This window comes from Chitinophaga sp. CC14 (assembly GCF_048957795.1).
GTDB lineage: Bacteria > Bacteroidota > Bacteroidia > Chitinophagales > Chitinophagaceae > Chitinophaga > Chitinophaga ginsengisegetis.
Map to the genome: position 1 here is coordinate 1,032,638 of NZ_JARBFY010000003.1, position 19,360 is coordinate 1,051,997.

The 19,360-nt window shown below is 48.3% G+C and carries 11 protein-coding genes; 5 read left to right on the top strand and 6 right to left on the bottom strand.

Annotated features, from left to right (window positions below):
* Positions 1-20: 20 nt before the first annotated feature.
* Positions 21-740 carry an NUDIX hydrolase gene (locus PV783_RS14350; protein ID WP_079468207.1) on the top strand — a complete coding sequence of 240 codons (720 nt, stop codon included), beginning with the start codon at positions 21-23 and terminating at the stop codon, positions 738-740.
* A gap of 368 nt (positions 741-1,108) precedes the next feature.
* Entirely contained in the window at positions 1,109-3,091 is a 1,983-nt protein-coding gene (locus tag PV783_RS14355) for an alpha-L-arabinofuranosidase C-terminal domain-containing protein (RefSeq protein ID WP_420988502.1), read from the top strand.
* Positions 3,092-3,167: 76 nt separating this feature from the next.
* Here PV783_RS14355 and PV783_RS14360 read toward each other — a convergent pair whose 3' ends face one another.
* Positions 3,168-5,537, bottom strand: a complete 2,370-nt coding sequence (locus PV783_RS14360; RefSeq protein WP_420988503.1) for a beta-L-arabinofuranosidase domain-containing protein — start codon at positions 5,535-5,537, stop codon at positions 3,168-3,170.
* A gap of 197 nt (positions 5,538-5,734) precedes the next feature.
* Between PV783_RS14360 and PV783_RS14365 the strand changes: the two genes are divergently transcribed.
* Positions 5,735-6,886 carry an aldose epimerase family protein gene (locus PV783_RS14365; protein ID WP_420988504.1) on the top strand — a complete coding sequence of 384 codons (1,152 nt, stop codon included), beginning with the start codon at positions 5,735-5,737 and terminating at the stop codon, positions 6,884-6,886.
* 72 nt (positions 6,887-6,958) lie between these two features.
* Here PV783_RS14365 and PV783_RS14370 read toward each other — a convergent pair whose 3' ends face one another.
* From PV783_RS14370 to PV783_RS14390, 5 genes are all read right to left on the bottom strand, one after another.
* Positions 6,959-7,507 (bottom strand): hypothetical protein, encoded by a 549-nt coding sequence (locus tag PV783_RS14370; RefSeq protein ID WP_420988505.1) that lies wholly within the window; start codon positions 7,505-7,507, stop codon positions 6,959-6,961.
* A 192-nt stretch (positions 7,508-7,699) separates the two neighbouring features.
* Positions 7,700-9,163 (bottom strand): RagB/SusD family nutrient uptake outer membrane protein, encoded by a 1,464-nt coding sequence (locus PV783_RS14375; protein ID WP_420988506.1) that lies wholly within the window; start codon positions 9,161-9,163, stop codon positions 7,700-7,702.
* A 26-nt stretch (positions 9,164-9,189) separates the two neighbouring features.
* Positions 9,190-12,243: a SusC/RagA family TonB-linked outer membrane protein gene (locus tag PV783_RS14380; RefSeq protein WP_420988507.1), complete on the bottom strand. Its 3,054-nt coding sequence runs from the start codon at positions 12,241-12,243 to the stop codon at positions 9,190-9,192.
* Positions 12,244-12,724: 481 nt separating this feature from the next.
* Positions 12,725-14,182, bottom strand: a complete 1,458-nt coding sequence (locus tag PV783_RS14385) for an amino acid permease (RefSeq protein ID WP_111578839.1) — start codon at positions 14,180-14,182, stop codon at positions 12,725-12,727.
* A 93-nt stretch (positions 14,183-14,275) separates the two neighbouring features.
* A complete protein-coding gene (locus tag PV783_RS14390) occupies positions 14,276-15,184 on the bottom strand; it encodes an AraC family transcriptional regulator (protein WP_079468200.1) in 909 nt (302 codons plus the stop codon).
* Between the two features lie 190 nt (positions 15,185-15,374).
* Between PV783_RS14390 and PV783_RS14395 the strand changes: the two genes are divergently transcribed.
* Both PV783_RS14395 and PV783_RS14400 read left to right on the top strand, forming a co-directional pair.
* On the top strand, positions 15,375-17,513 hold the full coding sequence (locus PV783_RS14395; RefSeq protein WP_420988508.1) for a prolyl oligopeptidase family serine peptidase: 2,139 nt from the start codon (positions 15,375-15,377) through the stop codon (positions 17,511-17,513).
* A gap of 3 nt (positions 17,514-17,516) precedes the next feature.
* Positions 17,517-19,247, top strand: coding sequence for a DUF885 family protein (locus PV783_RS14400; protein WP_111578837.1), 1,731 nt, complete (start codon positions 17,517-17,519; stop codon positions 19,245-19,247).
* Positions 19,248-19,360 lie beyond the last annotated feature (113 nt).

A 19,360-nucleotide genomic window follows, 5' to 3' on the forward strand; every position in this document is an offset into this window, starting at 1 on the left:
TCACCGCCTAATTTATCGTTATGAAAAGATATTCGCAGCAGACCCGGTTATTGTTCGCCGTTGATTGTATCATTTTTGGGTTCGATGGCCAGGAAATGAAACTGCTGCTGATACAAAGAGGGTTTGAACCCTGTAAAGGGCAGTGGAGCCTCGTAGGCGGCTTTATACAGGAACACGAAAGCGCTGAAGATGCCGCCAGCAGGGTATTGAAAAATCTCAGCGGACTGGATGGCATTTATATGGAGCAGCTCCATACTTTCAGTTCTCCTTCCCGTGACACCGTGGAACGTACCGTATCAGTTGCCTATACCGCACTGATCGATATCCAGAAATACAAACAGCAGCTGAATGAAGATTTCCACGCTGTATGGTTTCCTATTAACCATCACCCGGACCTGATCTTCGATCATAAAGCGATGGTAGACCTGGCAAAGGAGAAGCTGCGTTATAAAGCCGCATTGCACCCGCTGCTGCTGGAACTGTTGCCGGGCAAGTTCACCATTCCTCAATTACAACACCTGTACGAATCTGTTTACAACATCTCTTTTGATAAGGGTAACTTCAGCCGCAAGATCCTGTCTACCAAACTGCTGGTAAAGCTTACGGACAAAGACAAGCTAAGCTCCAAGAAGGGCGCCTTTTATTACAGGATCGACCGGAAAAAATACAACGCCAATTTCCATGCCTTCCTGAACTTTGTGCCTGATCCGCACATGCTGCAGCATAACAATGGAGGGTGAGGGAGGAACCGGATTATTTAATTGTAATTTTGACAATTAAAAAAGATCCCTTAATTTAGTCTTGTTATAGAAATAATCGATCGTCGTGTTCCCCCGGAACACTTTTTAGCCAATATTACATACTTGTTTAATTGACAATTGAAACGCAAGGTGCCATAATCTGATGCCATTGTCCGGCGCCGTTAACAGGCAGGATCAATTTAGAGCAGTCTTCGTAAATTCCGGTGTATTCCACCAGGATATCAGTATCCTGTGTGAAAAATGAATTTCCGTTATGAAAAGAACAAATGCACTCCATGCAGTTGCGGGAAGCCATTGAATAATAATGGTACCGCTCTCCGGGCAAGAAAAAACTGGAATAATTACATATGAAAGCACAACGTATTATTGCGGCATTCACCATGCTGATGGGCGTACATACGATCCCGTTAGCAGCGCAGCAACCACTGAATTTCACGGTGAAGGCCGGCGAAATAAAAACGCCGGTATCGCCCAACATGTGGGGTATTTTCTTTGAAGACATTAACCTCAGCGCTGACGGCGGTATTTATGCGGAGCTGGTCAAGAACCGTTCCTTTGAATTCAGTACGCCGCTCATGGGCTGGAGCATTCCAAAGGATGCGGTATCCAACGGGCAAATACTGGTTCTTAACCGTAAGGAAGAGCATCCCTCCAATCCCCGTTTTGCCAGGATAACGATGCCGGCTACACGTAGCTTTGAAATAGTGAATGAAGGTTTCCGTGGCATGGGTATTAAAGCCGGCGAGCAGTACAATTTCTCTTTGTATGCCCGTCAACAGGAAGGCGCCGCCGTAAAGCTTACCGTTACGTTACTGGATGATGCCGGTAAAGAAATAGGCAGTACCACCGTAGCGCCCAACGGCAGCAGCTGGCAACAGTATAAAGCCAGTTTCACCGCCACCGCCGCAGCGGCAAAAGGCAAGCTGAAGGTGACTTTCAGCGGTCAGGGGGTAATAGATGTTGATATGATTTCCCTGTTCCCGCAACATACCTGGAAGGAACGGAGCAACGGGCTGCGCGCCGATCTGGTACAATTGCTGGCCGACCTGCATCCCGGCTTTATCCGGTTTCCCGGTGGCTGTATCGTGGAGGGGCGGGAGCTGGTAAACCGTTACCAGTGGAAAAAAACAGTAGGGGATGTCAACGACCGCGAATTGATCATCAACCGCTGGAACAACGAGTTTGCGCATCGCGCCACACCGGACTACTTCCAGTCGTTCGGACTTGGCTTCTTTGAATACTTCCAGCTGTCGGAAGACATAGGGGCGTCGCCGTTACCGATCCTCAACTGTGGCATGGCCTGCCAGTTTAACAGCGCGGAAGTAGTAGCTGTGAATGAACTGGATCCTTATATTCAGGATGCACTGGACCTGATTGAATTTGCGAATGGCGATGTAAATACAAAGTGGGGCGCACTCCGCGCAAAGATGGGCCACCCGGCGCCATTTAACCTTAAAATGATGGGCGTAGGCAACGAGCAGTGGGGGCCGCAATACGTGGAACGCTACACCATTTTTGCAAAAGCCATTAAAAGCAAATACCCGGATATTAAGCTGGTGAATAGTCTTGGCCCCGGCCCGGACGGCGATAAATTTACTTTCCTCAACGATACGCTGCGTAAACTGAATGCGGATATCCTCGACGAGCACTACTACAGCTCCCCGGAGTGGTTCCTCAGCAATGCAGCACGCTATGATTCCTACGACCGTAAAGGCCCGAAGATTTTTGCCGGTGAATATGCAGCGCATACCAAAGGAGTAAACAATGGCGAAAATAAAAACAACTGGCAGTCTGCATTGGCAGAAGCCGCCTTCATGACTGGACTGGAGCGTAATGCCGATTTGGTGGTAATGGCTTCCTACGCCCCCCTGCTGGCGCATGTGGACGGATGGCAGTGGTCGCCCGACCTCATCTGGTTTGATAACCTGCGATCTTATGGCACGCCTAACTACTATGTACAGAAATTATATGCCAATAACAAAGGCACCGATGTGGTACCAATGCTGAAAGGCAACCAGGTGATCAGCGGACAGGATAGCGTATATGCGTCTACGGTAGTAGATAAGGCCACCGGTGAACTGGTAATAAAACTGATAAATACTGCTGCTACCGTTAAGCCTGTAGCAGTGGCGGTGCAGGGTGTAAAAAGCATTGCTGCCAACGGCAGGTTAATTACCCTGGGAAGCAATGACCTTCAGGGCCTCAATTCGCTGGACAAGCCCATCAGCATCTCTCCGGAAGAAAAAAATATAGACATCAAAGGAAAAACAATCCGGACGGATATAGCGCCGTGGTCTTTTTATGTGATCAGGGTGAAGATAAATAAATAGTGATCTGAAGCGCATATACCGGCGGCAGGGAAATAAAACAGGCGTTAGCGGGACCACTCCGCTAACGCCTGTTTCTTTATTCTTTTATCATTCTGCAACCATACAGCGGACCTGCGCTGTTGTTGGCTTTTGGTACAAAACGGATATTCACGCTTTGCTTTCCTTTTGTGAGATGTTCAGGGATGGCGTAAGAGACAGGATAGAACCTGCTTTCCTTGAATTTGTTGATATCTTCTGTAGCAATGGTTGTGCCGTCTACGATGATATCAAAGGTGCGGCCCCGGTTATCCATGCCCCAGTAAGTGCATTGCAGCGAATGACGGGAGTTGGGATCTACCTTCATGTTAAAGGAAAAATATCCTCCGGGCCAGGCGATGCGCCATTTACGTCCGTGTTCTTCTTCAGTGCTGGTTTTTTCGCCGGTGAATTCATGATCACGTTCCGGTTGCATTTCACCCGGACGAAGAATATCTGTAGTGCGTGCATCCAGCTCCTGCTGCGCTTTTTTGGCGGCAGCATATTTCACCTGTTGCTCCTCCCAGCTTTGCGGCGTAAATACATCCCAGTATACGGTGTAGTATTCATTGCGGGTCTGGTAAAAAGGAGTGAGTGCAACATCCTTTGGTTGCGCGGTACCGGCAGTGCGGAAGAGTAAAGTGTTATGATCATCGGTACGGTTGATCCAGGTACCGGGCTGCTGGTTGGGCGTTACGAGTACGGGTACGCCGCTTACCGGATCGGGTTCTTTCTCCCCGAGAATACCGGATAATAACACCGGACCATAAAATAATGCCTGCCTGTTGGGATTATCGGGAAGTGCTTCTGTATAAACATCGGCTGGCAGGGTAAGCGTTACCTGGTCGTTGTTTTTCCAGCTCCGTGTAATAATGAAGTAACCGCTTTCATCTGTTTGTAATGATTGTTCCGCACCATTTACTTTCAGCGTAATACCCGGGCGTGCCCACACCGGTTTACGGATGCGCAGGGTAAATGACGTTGTTTTCTTTGTGCTAACGGTGAGGGTTACACGATTATCTGCCGGCAGGTTGTTTTCCTGTTTTACTTTGATGCCTTTATCTTTCCATTCAAGTATGGAAGGAATAAAGAGGTTCACAAACAGGCTGCCATCGGCGCCGCGGTAGTAGATGCTTTCACCGTATTTTACATGATTCTCCATTCCTGAACCCACGCAGCAGGTAAAGGTTTCAAACTCATCGCTGTATTCTTTATGGCCACCCATGCGGAGCGGAACAAAGTAACACATCATGCCGGTTTCGTGATGCTGTGAAGCAAGAATATGATTGTACAATGCTTTTTCGTAATAGTCCATTAAACGCGCCTGTGGCTCCAGTGCAAACAGGTGCCTGGTGAGCTTGAGCATGTTATAGGTATTACAGGTTTCGGTGGTATTGTCTGTCAGCGCTTCATTGAGCTGTCTTGCAGGCCCGAAGTATTCATAGTTGCTGTTGCCACCATTGGCATAGGAGTGATCCCTGGTTACTACCTCCCAGAAATACCGGGCAATAGCGGCGTCTTTGGGATCTTTATTCAGCTCATACCTGCGGATGCTGGCAATGGCTTTGGGGATCTGGGTATTGGAGTGTTTACCGGGTAAGATATCTTTCCCGATAGCCAGGGAATCAAGAATACGTTTATCATAAAAGCGGTAGGAGAGATCGAGGTACTTTTTATCACCGCTGAGGGCGTAAGTATTCACCAGTGTTTCTGCCATCCCGCCATATTCGCAGATCAGCATTTTCTGCATCTGTTCTTCCGACAGGTTTTTGATGATGTTGCCGGTCCAGTCGGCGATACCTTTGTTTACCTGTAATGCTTCAGCGTTATTGCAATAAAGCCATGCATCCAGTAACCCGGCCATAATTTTGTGTACGGTGTACCAGGGCGACCAGCCGCCGTTGAGGTCGAAGCCCCTGGAGCGGATATCTCCTGCGGCAATTTCGGACCACAGCTTATTATCGTTGGGGAAAGCCCCGATATAGCCGTTGCGGCGGTTTTGCTGGCACAGGGCCAGCTCGCTTACCAGGTAATTCACGCGGTTAAGATAGGCGGTGTCTTTAGTAGCCGCGTACTGCATGGCGCAGGCCGATAAATAATGTCCCATTGTGTGGCCTGCGAGCCCGCCGGTTTCCCAGCCGCCATATTGCTTCCCTTTGGCTGGCAGTCCTGCATTGGTGCGGAAAGCCGACAGCAAACGATCGGGATCTATCTTTAAAAGGTATTGTGCATCCGCCTGCATGGCCGTTTTAAAGGGACCATCCAGGAGGGTGACTTCCGTTATCGGGAAGGGATATGCTTTAATGGTGGCTGTTGGCAACACTTTCATCTTGCTTTCTTTCCACTCCGGTACATAAGATTGGGCACAGGCGCTATAGTACAGGGGAAGGCTGCCGGCCAGCAACAATCCCGTAATGATCAGTCTTTTCATTTCATCAGTATTTAACAGGTTAAAGCTAATTCGCCCGCGGTATACTTACTTTCCCATTATTGACAGAAAGTACACGTATTTTAATCAATAGCGTTTTAATTGTTCTTGTGACAATAAATTTCAAATAAAAATATTTGACTTTAGCCGGATTATCCCGATATTTAATGACTCTTTTTCACTTAACATCAAAATACGTTATGGACATGAACTTTAAGGCGCTAACCGCCCTCGTTATCTCCGGTGGCACCATGCTGGCTTCCTGCAACAACAATGCTGCGAAGACGGAAGAAAGTAAGGATTCCACAGCAACAGCTGTAACAGCTGGTCCGCAAAGCTTTGGCCAGGTTGATGGCCAGGAAGTTTTGCAGTATACCCTGAAGAATGCAAACGGAATGGAAGTAAAGATCCTGAACTACGGTGGTACCATCACGGACATCATTACCGCCGACAAACAAGGACAGAAAGGCAATGTGGTATTGTCTTACGACTCACTTTCCGGCTACCAGCAAAAAGGACAACCTTACTTTGGCGCACTGATAGGCCGCTACGCCAACCGTATTGCCAACGCGAAATTTACACTGGATGGCAAGGAATATAAACTGGCTCCTAACAATAACGGCAACACGCTTCACGGCGGATTGAAAGGATTTGATAAAGTAGTGTGGGCTGCCACTCCTGCGGGCGACAGCAGCCTTCAACTGGTATATAACAGCAAAGACGGCGAAGAAGGATATCCCGGTAACCTGCAGGCTACCGTTGTGTACACGCTTACACCGGATAACGCCCTGCAGATCACCTACAAGGCTACCACGGATAAACCTACCCCGGTAAACCTGACCAACCACGCGTATTTTAATTTGTCTGCCGGAAAAGACAGCACCATCCTCGGACATGAACTGTCCCTGAAGGCAAGCCGCTATACCCCGGTAAATGATAAGCTGATCCCCACCGGCAAACTGGACCCGGTAAAAGGTACCCCAATGGATTTTACTACTGCCAAAAAGATTGGTACTGATATTGGTAAAGTAAAAGGCGGTTATGATCATAACTGGGTACTGGACAAACAGGAAGGCGTGCTGGAAACCATTGCCACCCTGTATGATCCAACCAGCGGCCGCTATATGGAAGTAGCTACAACCCAGCCCGGTATTCAGTTCTATACAGGTAACTTCCTGGATGGCACGCTCACGAATACACGCAACGGACAAAAATATGTGCAGAACGCTGCGCTTTGCCTGGAAACGCAACACTTCCCTGATTCTCCCAATCAGCCGTCTTTCCCGAACGTAATCCTGAAACCAGGTGAAACGTTTTCACAGACGACGGTGTATAAGTTCTCTGTAAAATAAAGAAGTAAAATAAAAAGGAAAGGGCGTCTCAAAAATAATTGAGACGCCCTTTTTGTATTTAATGCCCCCTTATTAATAAGCATTTTTAATCGTTAAAGTGTAGGTGTTAGGCGCTCCGGGAATCCCACCGCCTGTTACCGCCGCTTTAACCAGCGTTACCGGGGTGGAGATGTTAATATGGTATTTTCCATTGCCATCTACCGTTACATCAGCGGTGCCTCCGGAAGTGGCAGTTGCTGCATATTCAACGGCGCCTGTGGTCACCGCAGTACCAACCGCACAGCCAAGTGTCATATAACGTACGGCTGGATTGGCGGCCATAACACTGCTGGTCGTCAGCGTATATTTTCCAGCTCCTAATGCCCCCACAAAAACAGCCGTTAATGCGCTGCCAGAGTAAACGCCATGATTGCCGCCATCACCTGAGGTGGTAACTGTCATTCCTACTAAAGCACCGGTGATATCCTGCGCAGAGGCGCCTCTCGTATAAGTATAGTTACCCAGTTTCCAGCTGGATTCACCTGCAGGTGGTTCAGGTGTTGGATCATCATCTTTTCCGCCACAGGAAAACAACATCATGGAGAAGGATAGCAAAGCAATAAATGTGAGTGATTTTTTCATTCTCTTTATTTTTATTCGTTGGCATAAAAATACTCAAAGAATGTACCCGGACGGGTTTTTCGATTGAAAATACTGGTTTGTGGGGTTGTTTGTCTACCTGGTAACAGGTAGTATTCACTTTTTTTTGAAGAACAAAAGAGGGCGCCTCAATTATTTTGAGGCGCCCTCTTTTGTTCTAAATAATAATGAAGACTAATAATTCGGATTCTGCACCAATGTTCCTTTACTTCTGTCGATTTCCTGTTGCGGCATCGGGAAGAAGTAATTCTTAGGCTTTGTAAAATTGCGTGCAGCCCCGCCTCTTGTAATCACAGCGCCATTGTATGCCAGTTTGGGTTTTTTATACAGCGCCACAATATCTACCAGGTTGGCCTTATCCCAACGGAGCAAGTCCTGATGCCGCTCGTTTTCCCCACATAGCTCTACTCTGCGTTCGTGCATCAGTGCTGGCATACCGGCATTGGTTACCGCGGGTAAAGTGGCGGAAGCGCGTTTGCGGACTGCATTCAATTCTGCGTCGCCGGCGCCCGGGCCATTTAAACGGATCTTTGCTTCTGCTACCAGCAGATAAATATCTGCGGAGCGCATTAGCGGTGTTTTGAGGGAGTAGTCCAGTCCGCCGGATGGTTTCCAGCTACAGAATTTTTTATAGTGATAGCCGCTCCAGGAAGCCGACGCCTCGTAGGTGGCAATACCGGTGCCAATATTCACCTGGTCGCCGGGCTGCATGATGCAGATATTTTTGCGGGGATCGCCTGCTTCAAATTCATCCACCAGTCCTTTAGTAGGGTAGAAGAAGCTCCATCCGTTCCAGTTACGCGGTGCATGGTAGGTGATGAAATCGGAGTAGCCGTTTCCATCTACTGTTTGAACGGCGAGCAGCATTTCTGAATTGTTGCCGGTGGCTACGCTGAAATTATCCGCGTAGTTAGGCGCCAGCTTATAGTTAGTATTGCTAACTACTTTATTGCCGTATTCAATAGCTTTGTCGAGTTTCGACCAGTTCATATACAGCTTGCATAACAGGCCCCAGGCGGTTCCTTTGCTTACGCGGCCTTTGTTGGCATCATCGTAGGTTTCCGGCAGCTGGTCGGCGGCAGCCAGCAGGTCGCTTTCTATCTGGGCACGCAGTTCATCTGCCGTTACTTTGGGTTTGTTATAGGAAGATTTAAGCACGTCATCTTCTGTGATGATAGGAGCTTCGCCATAGATCAGCAGCAGGCGCCAGTAGGCGAATGCACGGAAGAAATGTGCTTCTCCGAGACAACGGTTCTTAATGGCCGGATCGATGTCTGTAATTTTAGGAACATAGATCAGTACGTTGTTGGCGCGGTTAATGGTTTCATATTTCCATCTCCATCCTACTCTTACGCTGTAGGTAGAAGCATCATAAGTGAAATCTTCTATCACGCCGTCATAATCGTGGTCACCGCCGCGTACCTGGTCGTCCGAGCAGTTATCGAATACAAACTCATTAAAGCCGGTGTAATCTTCTTCCAATAAAATATTATAAATACCGGTTACCCCGTCGAGTGCATCGCTTTGATTGCGCCAGTAGTTACCGGTGCTGTACATTCCTTTGGGAGATACATCCAGCACGCTTTTACAGGCGGTAAAGAGTAACGTTGCGACTAATATATATTTGATCCGTTGCATAGTAATTAATTTAAAGTTCCCGTGAATTAAAAGTTGAGGGTAGCGCCAAAGGTAAAGGTCCTGGCCTGCGGATAGGCGGCTACGTCCACGCCTCTCTGCCTGTTTCCGTCGGAGGTACCTTTGCTGCCATCTGAAGAGCCGCTATAACCCAGCTGTGGTGTTAAGCCGGAGTAGTTAGTGAGCATAAAGAGGTTTTGTGCGGCCACATATACGTGTATATCTGAAATGCCGCTACGGCCCCATACTTTTGATGGAATGGTATAACCCAGCGATGCGTTTCTCAGCGAGAAGTAATCGCCGCTTTCCACGAAACGGTCGGAGGTACGGTTATTCTGATTGGCATTGCCCAGGGTCATTCTTGGTACGGAGTTGCTGGTACCGGCGCCATGCCAGCGATTCAGCGCATCTGCATAGAGGTTGTACGGATAGTTTGGATCCATACCCTGCATTTTATCGGCGTTGTAAAGCTTTACGCCGCTTACACCGGCAAAGGAAAGGCTCAGGTCAAAACCTTTGTAAGCGGCGCTGGCCTGAATGCCATATACCATTTTAGGATTGGGGCTGCCCAGGTTTACACGGTCTTTATCATTTACAATATTATCGCCGTTGGTGTCGAGGAAACGTACATCACCGGGTTGGATATTGGCTTTGTTGGGATCTTTGCTGATGTTGGGATCATTGTTGATCTCATCTGCTGTCTGATAGATTCCATCTGTTTTCCAGCCATAGTAGGAAGCCAGCGGCTGGCCCACATAGGTGCGTGAAATTTCCTGTCCCTGTCTGCCATAAGGGGTAGAGCCGATGTAAGAAGAAGGGTCATATAGTTTGGTCACTTCATTTTTAATAAACGAAGCGTTGGCGCTTACATTATAATGGAACTTGTCGTTGCCGCCCTGGTAGCCTACTTCTATTTCCCAGCCTTTGTTATTCAGCTGGCCGAGGTTCCGGTCGGGGATAGCGGAAGTACCGTGGAGGTCCATTTCAGGAGCAGGTACCAGCATGTCGTTGGTATTTTTATTAAACCAGGTGATGGTGGTAGTCAGTTTATCCTGGAAGAACCCTGCTTCCAGGCTGATGTTGGTCATTTCGGCTTTTTCCCAGGTAATGTCGGGGTTGGCGAGTCTGGAATTCCATATGCCGGTGTAGGAAGTTTCCCCGAAGTTATAACGGCGGTCTTTGTTTATCTGTGCGAGGTACTGGAATTCAGTAACGTTTTGATTACCCAGTTGTCCCCAGCCGCCTGTAATTTTCAGGTTGCTGACAGCTTTTACGTTGTCTTTGAAAAAGCTTTCGTCCGAAATACGCCATCCTGCGGAGAAAGCAGGGAAATAGCCCCAGCGCTGATCCGGTGCGAACCTGGAAGAGCCATCTGCACGGAAGGTAACAGTGAGCAGGTATTTATCTTTGAAACCGTAGAAGCCCCTGATGAATCCGGATGCGATGGCGTTGGCATTAAAGTAATTGCCTTTCGCATCGTGGATATCATTACCATTGCTCAATACCAGCTGGTCTTTCGATTCATCATTAAAGCCCCATCTTTCCGCCTGGTTCCAGGAACCATTGAAGGTTTGCTGGGAGTAGCCACCGGTAACAGTGAGGTGGTGTACGTTTGCCAGCACTTTATTATAGGTGAGGAATATTTCGCTCAGCTGGTTGTTATAGCTTTCGCTGCGGTTAAAAAGTTCCGCATGATCGCGGGCCCTGGTTTGGTCCAGTACTTTTGGTGCGAAGTTGAACTGGTTTACCATGCTGCCATCAAAGCCGTAGTTGGCGCGGAGGGTAAGGCCATCCATGATTTCCAGTTCAGCGTATACGCTGGCCAGCATGCGATAGTTTTTTGTCCAGGTGTCGGTGGTTTCTGCCGTGTATACCGGGTTGTTGATATCGCCGAGTTCATTGCTGGCTTTGGAGGTGCCCCAGCTGCCATCAGGATTGTGAACGGGGATGGCGGGGTTAAAGCGCAGGGCGCTGAAAATAAGACCTGTTTGAGAAGAGTAGGTATCCGGGCCGCTGTTTTGTTTGTACGTAAGCTGCAGATTTTCACCTACTTTCAAACGCTTACCCAGCTTGTGTTCCGAGTTAATGCGTACGGAGTATCTTTTGAAATAGGAATTGGTGATGATACCATTTTCATTATAATAACCGGCGCTGAGCATATAATTGGAGCTGCTATTACCGCCGCGCAGACTTACATCCGCATTGGTAATATCACCGGAACCGAATAATGCCTTTTGCCAGTCCGTGCGTTGTGTGGCATAATAAGGATCCTGCCAGATGGGTTCAATTGGCACGCCATCGTTGGTATAGCGTTCCTGTTTCAGTTTCACCAGGTCTGGTGCGGTGAGCAGCGGGATATAGCGGACGGTATTGCTAACGCCGCGATAGAAGTTGACCGATGCTTTCAGTTTTTCCCCGTAGTTGCCTCTTTTGGTGGTAATGATCACCACGCCATTGGCGGCGCGGGTACCATAAATGGCAGATGAGGAGGCATCTTTGAGTATTTCCATAGAGGCGATGTCGTTGGGGCTTACATCTGCGAGTCCGCCTGCGGGCACGCCGTCTATAATGATCAGGGGGTCTGAATTATTGATGGTACCTGTACCACGGATGCGGATGGAGGGCGTGCTGCCGGGGGCTGCATCCGACCGTACGATGTCCACACCTGTTACGCGGCCCTGGATGGCCTGTGCGGCGTCTGATACAGGCAGGTTTTTGATATCCGATCCTTTTACGGAAGCGATGGTGCCGGTTACATCGCGGCGGCTTTGCACACCATAACCTACTACCACTACTTCACCTAATCCTTTGGTGGCAGCGGCCAGCGATACGTTGATAACGGTTTGTTCTCCGATCGTGACAGTTTGTGGTTCGTAGCCGATAAACGAGAACAAAACCGATTTAGCACCCGGTGGTAAAGAAAGGGTGTAGTTCCCTTTTGTATCGGTACTGGCGCCGCTGGCGGTGCCGGGTACAGTTACGTTTACACCTGGCAGGGGAGCACCATCTGCCGCTCCGGTAACTTTTCCGGTAAGGGTCTTTTGAGCGAATACTGCGCTGGTGGCTGCGCACAGAAAGACCATCAGAAAGCATAATTTTCCAGTGAATGAATACCTCATAATTAATGAATAAGACGTGAACTTGAATAGAAACGTGAATGGAACAGATATACGGCCTGTCTTTCGTGTTGTTGCTTTAGTGTTTTTGGTTGTGATTGAAATAATTTGCTAAATCGTTATTGCACATTTGCCCGCTAAAGGCAATTTTTTACATAACTCACCGGATCCCCAAAAGTGATGAAATAAAGTTGGTCTTTCACATGATCAATATGGCACGTCGTAATGCTTCGTCAGAAAAGGAATTACATGTTTCTCTACATAACATCGTATCAGTTTCTGTCAGAAAGGTAACGAATTTTGTAAATGTACAAGTATAGTTTTTTGCCCGGTTATGATGCTGGATTAATTATATATTAATACTTTGAAAAGGCGTAGGGGATACGCTTATAAGGGAAAACAAAAAAAGGGGGACTGTTTTAATAGTCCCCCTGGTTGACAGCATTATTCAGTAAGAAGATTCAGCAGTTGTTATATTTTCTTTCCGGGAGATAGGTGAATCGCCGTTACGTTTATTCCTGTTGGCGAAATAGTACACGGGTATACCGGACAACGTGATAAATAATCCCGGCCAGGTAAATCGTGGTTTATATACAAACAGCAGTCCGCAGAAAGCCAGGCCCATTAAAATGTACAGCACCGGCAGCACCGGGTATCCAAACGCTTTGTAAGGCCGGTCGGCATCCGGACGCTTCTTCCGCAGGATAAAAATACCCGCAATGGTAAGCATATAAAAAGCCACCACCACAAAAGAGATCATATCCAGCAAATCGCCATAACGGCCGCTAAGACACCATAAGCATGCTACAAGACATTGAATCCACAATGCAAAGGAAGGTACGGCGGAACGGTTTAAACTACCGGCTTTTTTGAAAAACAAGCCATCTTTTGCCATCGTATGATACACCCGCGCACCGGCAAGTATAAGTCCATTGTTACAACCAAAAGTGGATATCATGATCATCACGGCAATAATGACGGTACCTATGTTTCCCAGTACTGCCTGTGATACGGACACGGCTACACGATCTTTTGGCGCATGGGCAATTTCAGACAGCGGTAGCACTGCGAGATAAGTAATATTAGTAAGCAGGTAGATGACCGTTACAATAGCTGTTCCTAAAAAAAGACTCAGCCCGATATTCCTCCGGGGATTCTTTATTTCACCGCCTACAAACGCCACATTATGCCAGGAGTCACTGCTGAACACCGATCCCACCATTGCAGAAGCAATAGCGCCAAAAGCAGCAATGGTACTGTAAGACCCTATGCTGCCATCTGTTGTAAGCGGGTGCAGCTTCCATGCGTCCTGCCAGTTGGCCTGCCATATTTCCGGTTTAACCGCCAGCAGTCCGCATATGATCAGTGCCGCCAGGCTCACCAGCTTGGTCATTGTAAACGTAGTCTGGATCATTTTACCTCCTTCAATACCCCGCGTATTCATATAAGTGAGCAACACAATTACCCCGATGGAAAGCAGTTGCGCAGCGGTGATATGAAGTGTGCCTACCGACAACAACACATTTTCTTCACTGAACACCGGCAGGAGGTAAGCGGTAAATTTGGCAAAGGCTACACCCACCGCCGCAATAGTAGCGGTTTGTATCACGGTGAAAAAACTCCAGCCATACAGGAAGGCCGTCATAGGGTTGTAAGCCTCTTTCAGGTAGATGTATTGTCCGCCTGCACGTGGAAACATACCACTCAGCTCCCCGTAACTCAATGCAGCAGTAAGGGTCATAAAACCGGTGATCAGCCATACCAGCAGCAGCCATCCGGCGCTTCCGGTATGACGGGTAATATCTGCGCTGACAATAAAAATTCCCGAGCCTATCATGCTGCCGGCCACAATCATGGTGGCATCCAGCAGCTTAATGGACGGTTTGAAGGTAGGAGCGTCTGACATAGTAGCGAATCGTAGTTTGGTTGATATTACAGGTTTATCTCCCCTAAAACTACAGTTACTTTGCTGGCTATTCTATTCGCTTTTTGATCAATACTATGCAGATTTTGTTGCAGTGCCCGGTGCCCCGTTTTCCAATTGCTCATATTCCCGGAGGTAACTGCGGGGCGATTTGCGGGTAATACTCTTAAATACCCGGTTAAAATTGGCAATGCTGTTGAAGCCACAGTTATAGGCCACGGTAGCAATGCTATCATACGATCCGCCGGCCAGCTTTTTGCAGGCTTCGTTGATCCGCACTTCGTTCAGGAACGAAACAAACGTTAGCCGTGTATGTTTTTTAAAGTACCGGCAAAAAGCCTGCGGCGTCATGTGCGCCTCCCGTGCAATATCTTCCAGCTTTATTTCCGCATCATAATGCTGCATAATATAATTATAGATATACCCGATACGGATGCCTTCCTGCTCATTTACAGCAGATAATCTGGATCCCGTGATCAGCGGCTCCAGGTTTTTTATAGTAAGAAAGAAATTGATCAGCTCTACAAATGCAAGGAACTGCGCAATGCCCTGCGACTGGTGGATTTTCAGCAACCGGCTGGAGATTTCCACCACATGCGCTTCCGGTACCTTAAACCCGTTCTGGGACTGATCTATAAAAGACTTTATCTTTTTAAATTCCGGTAACCCGAAAAGCGGCGCCAGCTTGCCTTCCGGGTTGAAGAAGAGGGTGAGGGCCTGCACATTTTTTTTGTTCTTGCTGCCAAAAGGCAGTTCCTCACTTTTTAATACATGCGGCTGGTTACTGCCTATCCAGTATATTTCGTTGGACCAGAAAGCATGCATATTATTTTCTACGATCAAAGTACCATGGCCATGCTGGATCCAGGTAAGCTGGATTTCCTCATGACGGTGAAGATGCGGATAAAAAGCCGGCAATATGTCCTTTTGTGTGATAATGGTTTTATCGTGCGCAACAGGTATCGTAAACTGTAATACTTTCATGTAGTTACATTATTCTTTTTTTAACACCTTTGAAGGGATTGTAACCAAATTTAGGTGAAGATATGAGAACAAGTTATTAAAAAACGTTTAAAATCTAATCAATGCCTGATGTACTTTTAAAAAATAATCGGACAGGCAGTATATATTAACTGTCCAATGTACATTTAATTACAGGGGATCAACATAACTTATGAAATACCAACGATTTCTTTACCTGCTGATTTTATGGAGCCTGCCAACCGGGCTGTTGCTCGCACAGCAAAGTAAGCCAACACCTTACCTGCCTTCACATGCAGAGATATTGCAGCGATATAAAAAAGTACAGCTGCTGGACAGTATTACCCGGAAAACCATTTCCCGGCATAACGTGGATGCCAACTGGATGCCTGACGGAAAGTCGTTCTGGTATGTTATTACGGGGAAAGACAGCAGCAAGACAGCTTATCTTGTGACGGCTGCCACCGGTAAAAAAGAGGAGATCACCGACACCGCAAAAATTGCGCAACTGGCTAAAAATCTTACAGGCGCGCGTCCTGTAAGACAGCATGAGCCCAGTCGCTGGGAAGGATTTGCAACAGACAGCGTTTCCCCGGATAAACAATGGGTAGCCACCACCATCGATGGCAACGTGTATGTACGCTCGGTGGCTACCGGCGCCCTCACGCCGTTTACCACCGACGGGAAAGCCACCGGCGACTACTACGGCGCCCTGGCCTGGTCGCCCGACAGCAAATACCTGGTTGGCTACCGTATTCACCCCGTGGAAGATTCCTCCGTGTACTATGTACTCACCGACGTGGCAGGAACCACCCGCGGACAGCTGCGCTCCCAACCTTATAAACAACCGGGCGATCCTTTTACCACCTTCGATATGTACCTGTTTACCCTGGCCGGTAAAACCACCGCTAAAGTAAAAACAGAACAGATCGATTTCTTTGATGCCCCAATGCTGCACTGGCGGCATAAAGACCCGCGCTACTTCCTCTATGAAAAAGTAGACCGTGGTCATCAACGCTTCCGCGTAATAGAAGTAGATGCCACTAATGGTAACACCCGCACCATACTGGATGAAAAAACGCCTTCCTTCATCTACGAATCGCGCCTCTACACCCATTACCTCCCGGAAACCAATGAACTTCTCTGGACATCTGAAAAAGACGGCTGGCGGCATATTTACCTGGTGAATACCCTCACCGGCGAAATTAAAAACCAGGTAACAAAAGGCGATTGGGTAGTGAGGGAAATAGACAGCGTGGATGCAAAGAAAAGAGAGATCTGGTTCAGGGCAGGAGGCAGGAACGCCGGGGAAGACCCTTACTTCCTCCATTACTACCGTACGGACTTCAGCGGACAGCACCTGCTGGACCTTACTCCGGCCACTGGCAACCATCAGGCATTTTTTTCTCCCGATAAAAAATATTTTATAGATAAATACTCACAGGTAAACGTGCCACCGGTAAATGAACTGCGCCGCACTGCCGACGGTAAGCTGATCACCGTACTGGAAAAAACAGATGTGAGCGGTTGGGAAGCCACCGGCGTGCCTTTTCCCATACCTTTCACGGCGAAAGGCCGCGATGGCAAAACAGATATCTGGGGCGTGATGTGCCGGCCAACGGATTACGATTCCACGAAAATGTACCCGGTAGTGGAAAATATCTACGCAGGTCCGCAGGATGCCTTTGTACCCAAAAGCTTTATGAGCTATTATATCGATATGCAAAGCCTGGCTGATCTCGGATTTATTGTAGTGCAGATCGATGGTATGGGCACCGCTAACCGCTCGAAGGCATTCCACGATGTATGCTGGAAAAACCTCGTGGATGCAGGATTCCCGGACCGCATCCTCTGGATCAAAGCGCTGGCTCAAAAATATTCTTTTGTGGATACCTCACGGGTAGGGCTATACGGAACTTCCGCCGGCGGACAAAACGCATTGGGCGGCTTGCTCTTCCATCCCGAATTTTATAAAGCAGCAGTGGCTTCCTGCGGCTGTCATGATAACCGTGTGGATAAGCAATGGTGGAATGAACAATGGATGGGATACCCCGTAGGCAAAGAGTATGAGGAGCAATCCAATGTAACCAACGCCGGTAAATTGCAGGGCCGCCTGCTCCTGATAGTGGGTGAAGCCGACACCAATGTGCCGCCGGAATCTACTTACCGGGTGATCAACGCACTGATCAAAAAGGGTAAGACTTTCGAGTTCCTGCCGGTGCCCGGCATGGGACACAGCGACGGAGGCCCCTACGGCCGAATTAAACGCCGCGATTTCTTTGTGAAAAGCCTGTTGAATATCAATCCGCCAGACAGAAATATAAACGAGTAAAATATGCCTCTTTTGAAGAAATTATACATGCTCCTTGCCTGCGTGCTGTTGCAGCAGGCAACAACTTCCGCCCAATCTGCGGATAATGACCTGTACCTCCAGACCAGCGAAGTGAATAACATCATGGTGCAATACGAAGCGGACGCCGGTAACCTGCGCCGGTTTTACTTTGTAGACAGCTCACCGGAAGGACTCGCCCGCATGACCACCCTGGTAAAGAGCTATCAGCAACGGCTGGAACAACTGAAGTATGCCGCGCTGAATGTAGGCGCACAGGTAGATTACACGCTTTTTAAACGCCGGCTTTCACAGACATTGGAGGAGCTGTTGCTCGCACAACAGGAAAGCGCACAGGTGAAAAAATGGTTTCCCTTTGCAGATAAGATCTACCAGGCAGAACAACATCGCCGCCGCGGAGAGAAGCCGGATGCAGCCGCACTGGCAGCCCAGCTGAGCGAAACGGCAAAGGAAATCATCAAAAAAAGACAACAACTGGAAAGCGACAGCTCACTCACCCTGCCTGAGATTCGCCGCAGCATCTCCACGGTGAGAGGTTTACGGGAAGCACTGGGCAATGTATTTACTTTTTATAACGGATACGATCCGCTGTTTTCCTGGTGGGTGCCGGCTCCGTATAAACAGGTGGACAGTCTCCTGAAAACTTACAGCACTGCTTTTAACAACAAGGAGAAAAGTACTGCCCGCATGCCGGAAGACGGCAGCGGCATTGCCGGTCACCCTATCGGAAGAACCGCGCTGATAAAAGGATTGCAGGAAGAAATGATTCCCTACACACCGGAAGAATTACTGGCTATTGCCAATAAGGAATTTGCCTGGTGCGACGCGGAAATGGAAAAAGCCACCCGCGAAATGGGACTGGGAACAGACTGGAAGGCAGCGATGGAAAAAGTAAAGAACAGTTACGTGCCCCCGGCAGATCAACCTGCTGCGATGATGAAGCTCTACAACGAGTCCGTGGATTTTATAAAACAGCATGACCTGATTACCCTGCCACCTCTCGCAGAGGAAACCTGGCGTATGATTATGATGACGCCGGAGCGGCAGCTGGTGAACCCATTCTTCACCGGCGGCGAAGAGTTTAGTGTATCCTATCCCGTTAGCAGCATGAGCCATGAAGATAAAATGATGAGTATGCGTGGCAATAACCCGCACTTTTCCCGTGCCACCGTTCACCATGAACTGTTGGCAGGACACGCTCTCCAGGAATTTATGCAGAACCGCTATAAAACGTACCGTCACTTTGAAACGCCTTTCTGGATTGAAGGATGGGCACTTTACTGGGAACGGTTGCTATGGGACCAGGGATTTGCAAAGTCGCCGGAAGACCGTGTTGGTATGTTGTTCTGGCGTAAGCACCGTTGCGCGCGCATCATCTTCTCTATTAACTATCATACCGGTAAATGGACGCCACAGCAATGTATCGACTTCCTCGTAGACCGCGTAGGACACGAACGGGCAAATGCAGAAGGAGAAGTGCGCCGCTCTTTTGTGGGTGGTTACAGTCCGTTGTACCAGATTGCTTACATGATCGGCGGATTGCAGTTTGAAGCCCTGAAGAAAGAACTGGTTGACAGTGGGAAAATGTCGTTTAAACAATATCATGATGCCGTGCTCCGGGAGAATATGATGCCCATTGAAATGCTCCGGGCCATCCTGTTGAATAAGCCGGTGCCAAAGGATTTTACGTCCAGCTGGCGCTTTTATAAATTATAATCTTATTGGTAACGTCTCCGTGTGGGAGACGTTACCCTTTTCCCTCCCTACCTGTTAAAATCAGCAACCTATCAGTTAATTTCCGGGAAGTAATATCCGGTCCTTTTAGATAG

What these genes read in the sequence shown, in the direction of transcription:
- PV783_RS14350 (WP_079468207.1), top strand. Translation starts at nt 21, where the DNA reads ATGAAAAGATATTCGCAGCAGACCCGGTTATTGTTCGCCGTTGATTGT.
- PV783_RS14355 (WP_420988502.1), top strand. Translation starts at nt 1,109, where the DNA reads ATGAAAGCACAACGTATTATTGCGGCATTCACCATGCTGATGGGCGTA.
- PV783_RS14360 (WP_420988503.1), bottom strand. Translation starts at nt 5,537, where the DNA reads ATGAAAAGACTGATCATTACGGGATTGTTGCTGGCCGGCAGCCTTCCC.
- PV783_RS14365 (WP_420988504.1), top strand. Translation starts at nt 5,735, where the DNA reads ATGGACATGAACTTTAAGGCGCTAACCGCCCTCGTTATCTCCGGTGGC.
- PV783_RS14370 (WP_420988505.1), bottom strand. Translation starts at nt 7,507, where the DNA reads ATGAAAAAATCACTCACATTTATTGCTTTGCTATCCTTCTCCATGATG.
- PV783_RS14375 (WP_420988506.1), bottom strand. Translation starts at nt 9,163, where the DNA reads ATGCAACGGATCAAATATATATTAGTCGCAACGTTACTCTTTACCGCC.
- PV783_RS14380 (WP_420988507.1), bottom strand. Translation starts at nt 12,243, where the DNA reads ATGGTCTTTCTGTGCGCAGCCACCAGCGCAGTATTCGCTCAAAAGACC.
- PV783_RS14385 (WP_111578839.1), bottom strand. Translation starts at nt 14,182, where the DNA reads ATGTCAGACGCTCCTACCTTCAAACCGTCCATTAAGCTGCTGGATGCC.
- PV783_RS14390 (WP_079468200.1), bottom strand. Translation starts at nt 15,184, where the DNA reads ATGAAAGTATTACAGTTTACGATACCTGTTGCGCACGATAAAACCATT.
- PV783_RS14395 (WP_420988508.1), top strand. Translation starts at nt 15,375, where the DNA reads ATGAAATACCAACGATTTCTTTACCTGCTGATTTTATGGAGCCTGCCA.
- PV783_RS14400 (WP_111578837.1), top strand. Translation starts at nt 17,517, where the DNA reads ATGCCTCTTTTGAAGAAATTATACATGCTCCTTGCCTGCGTGCTGTTG.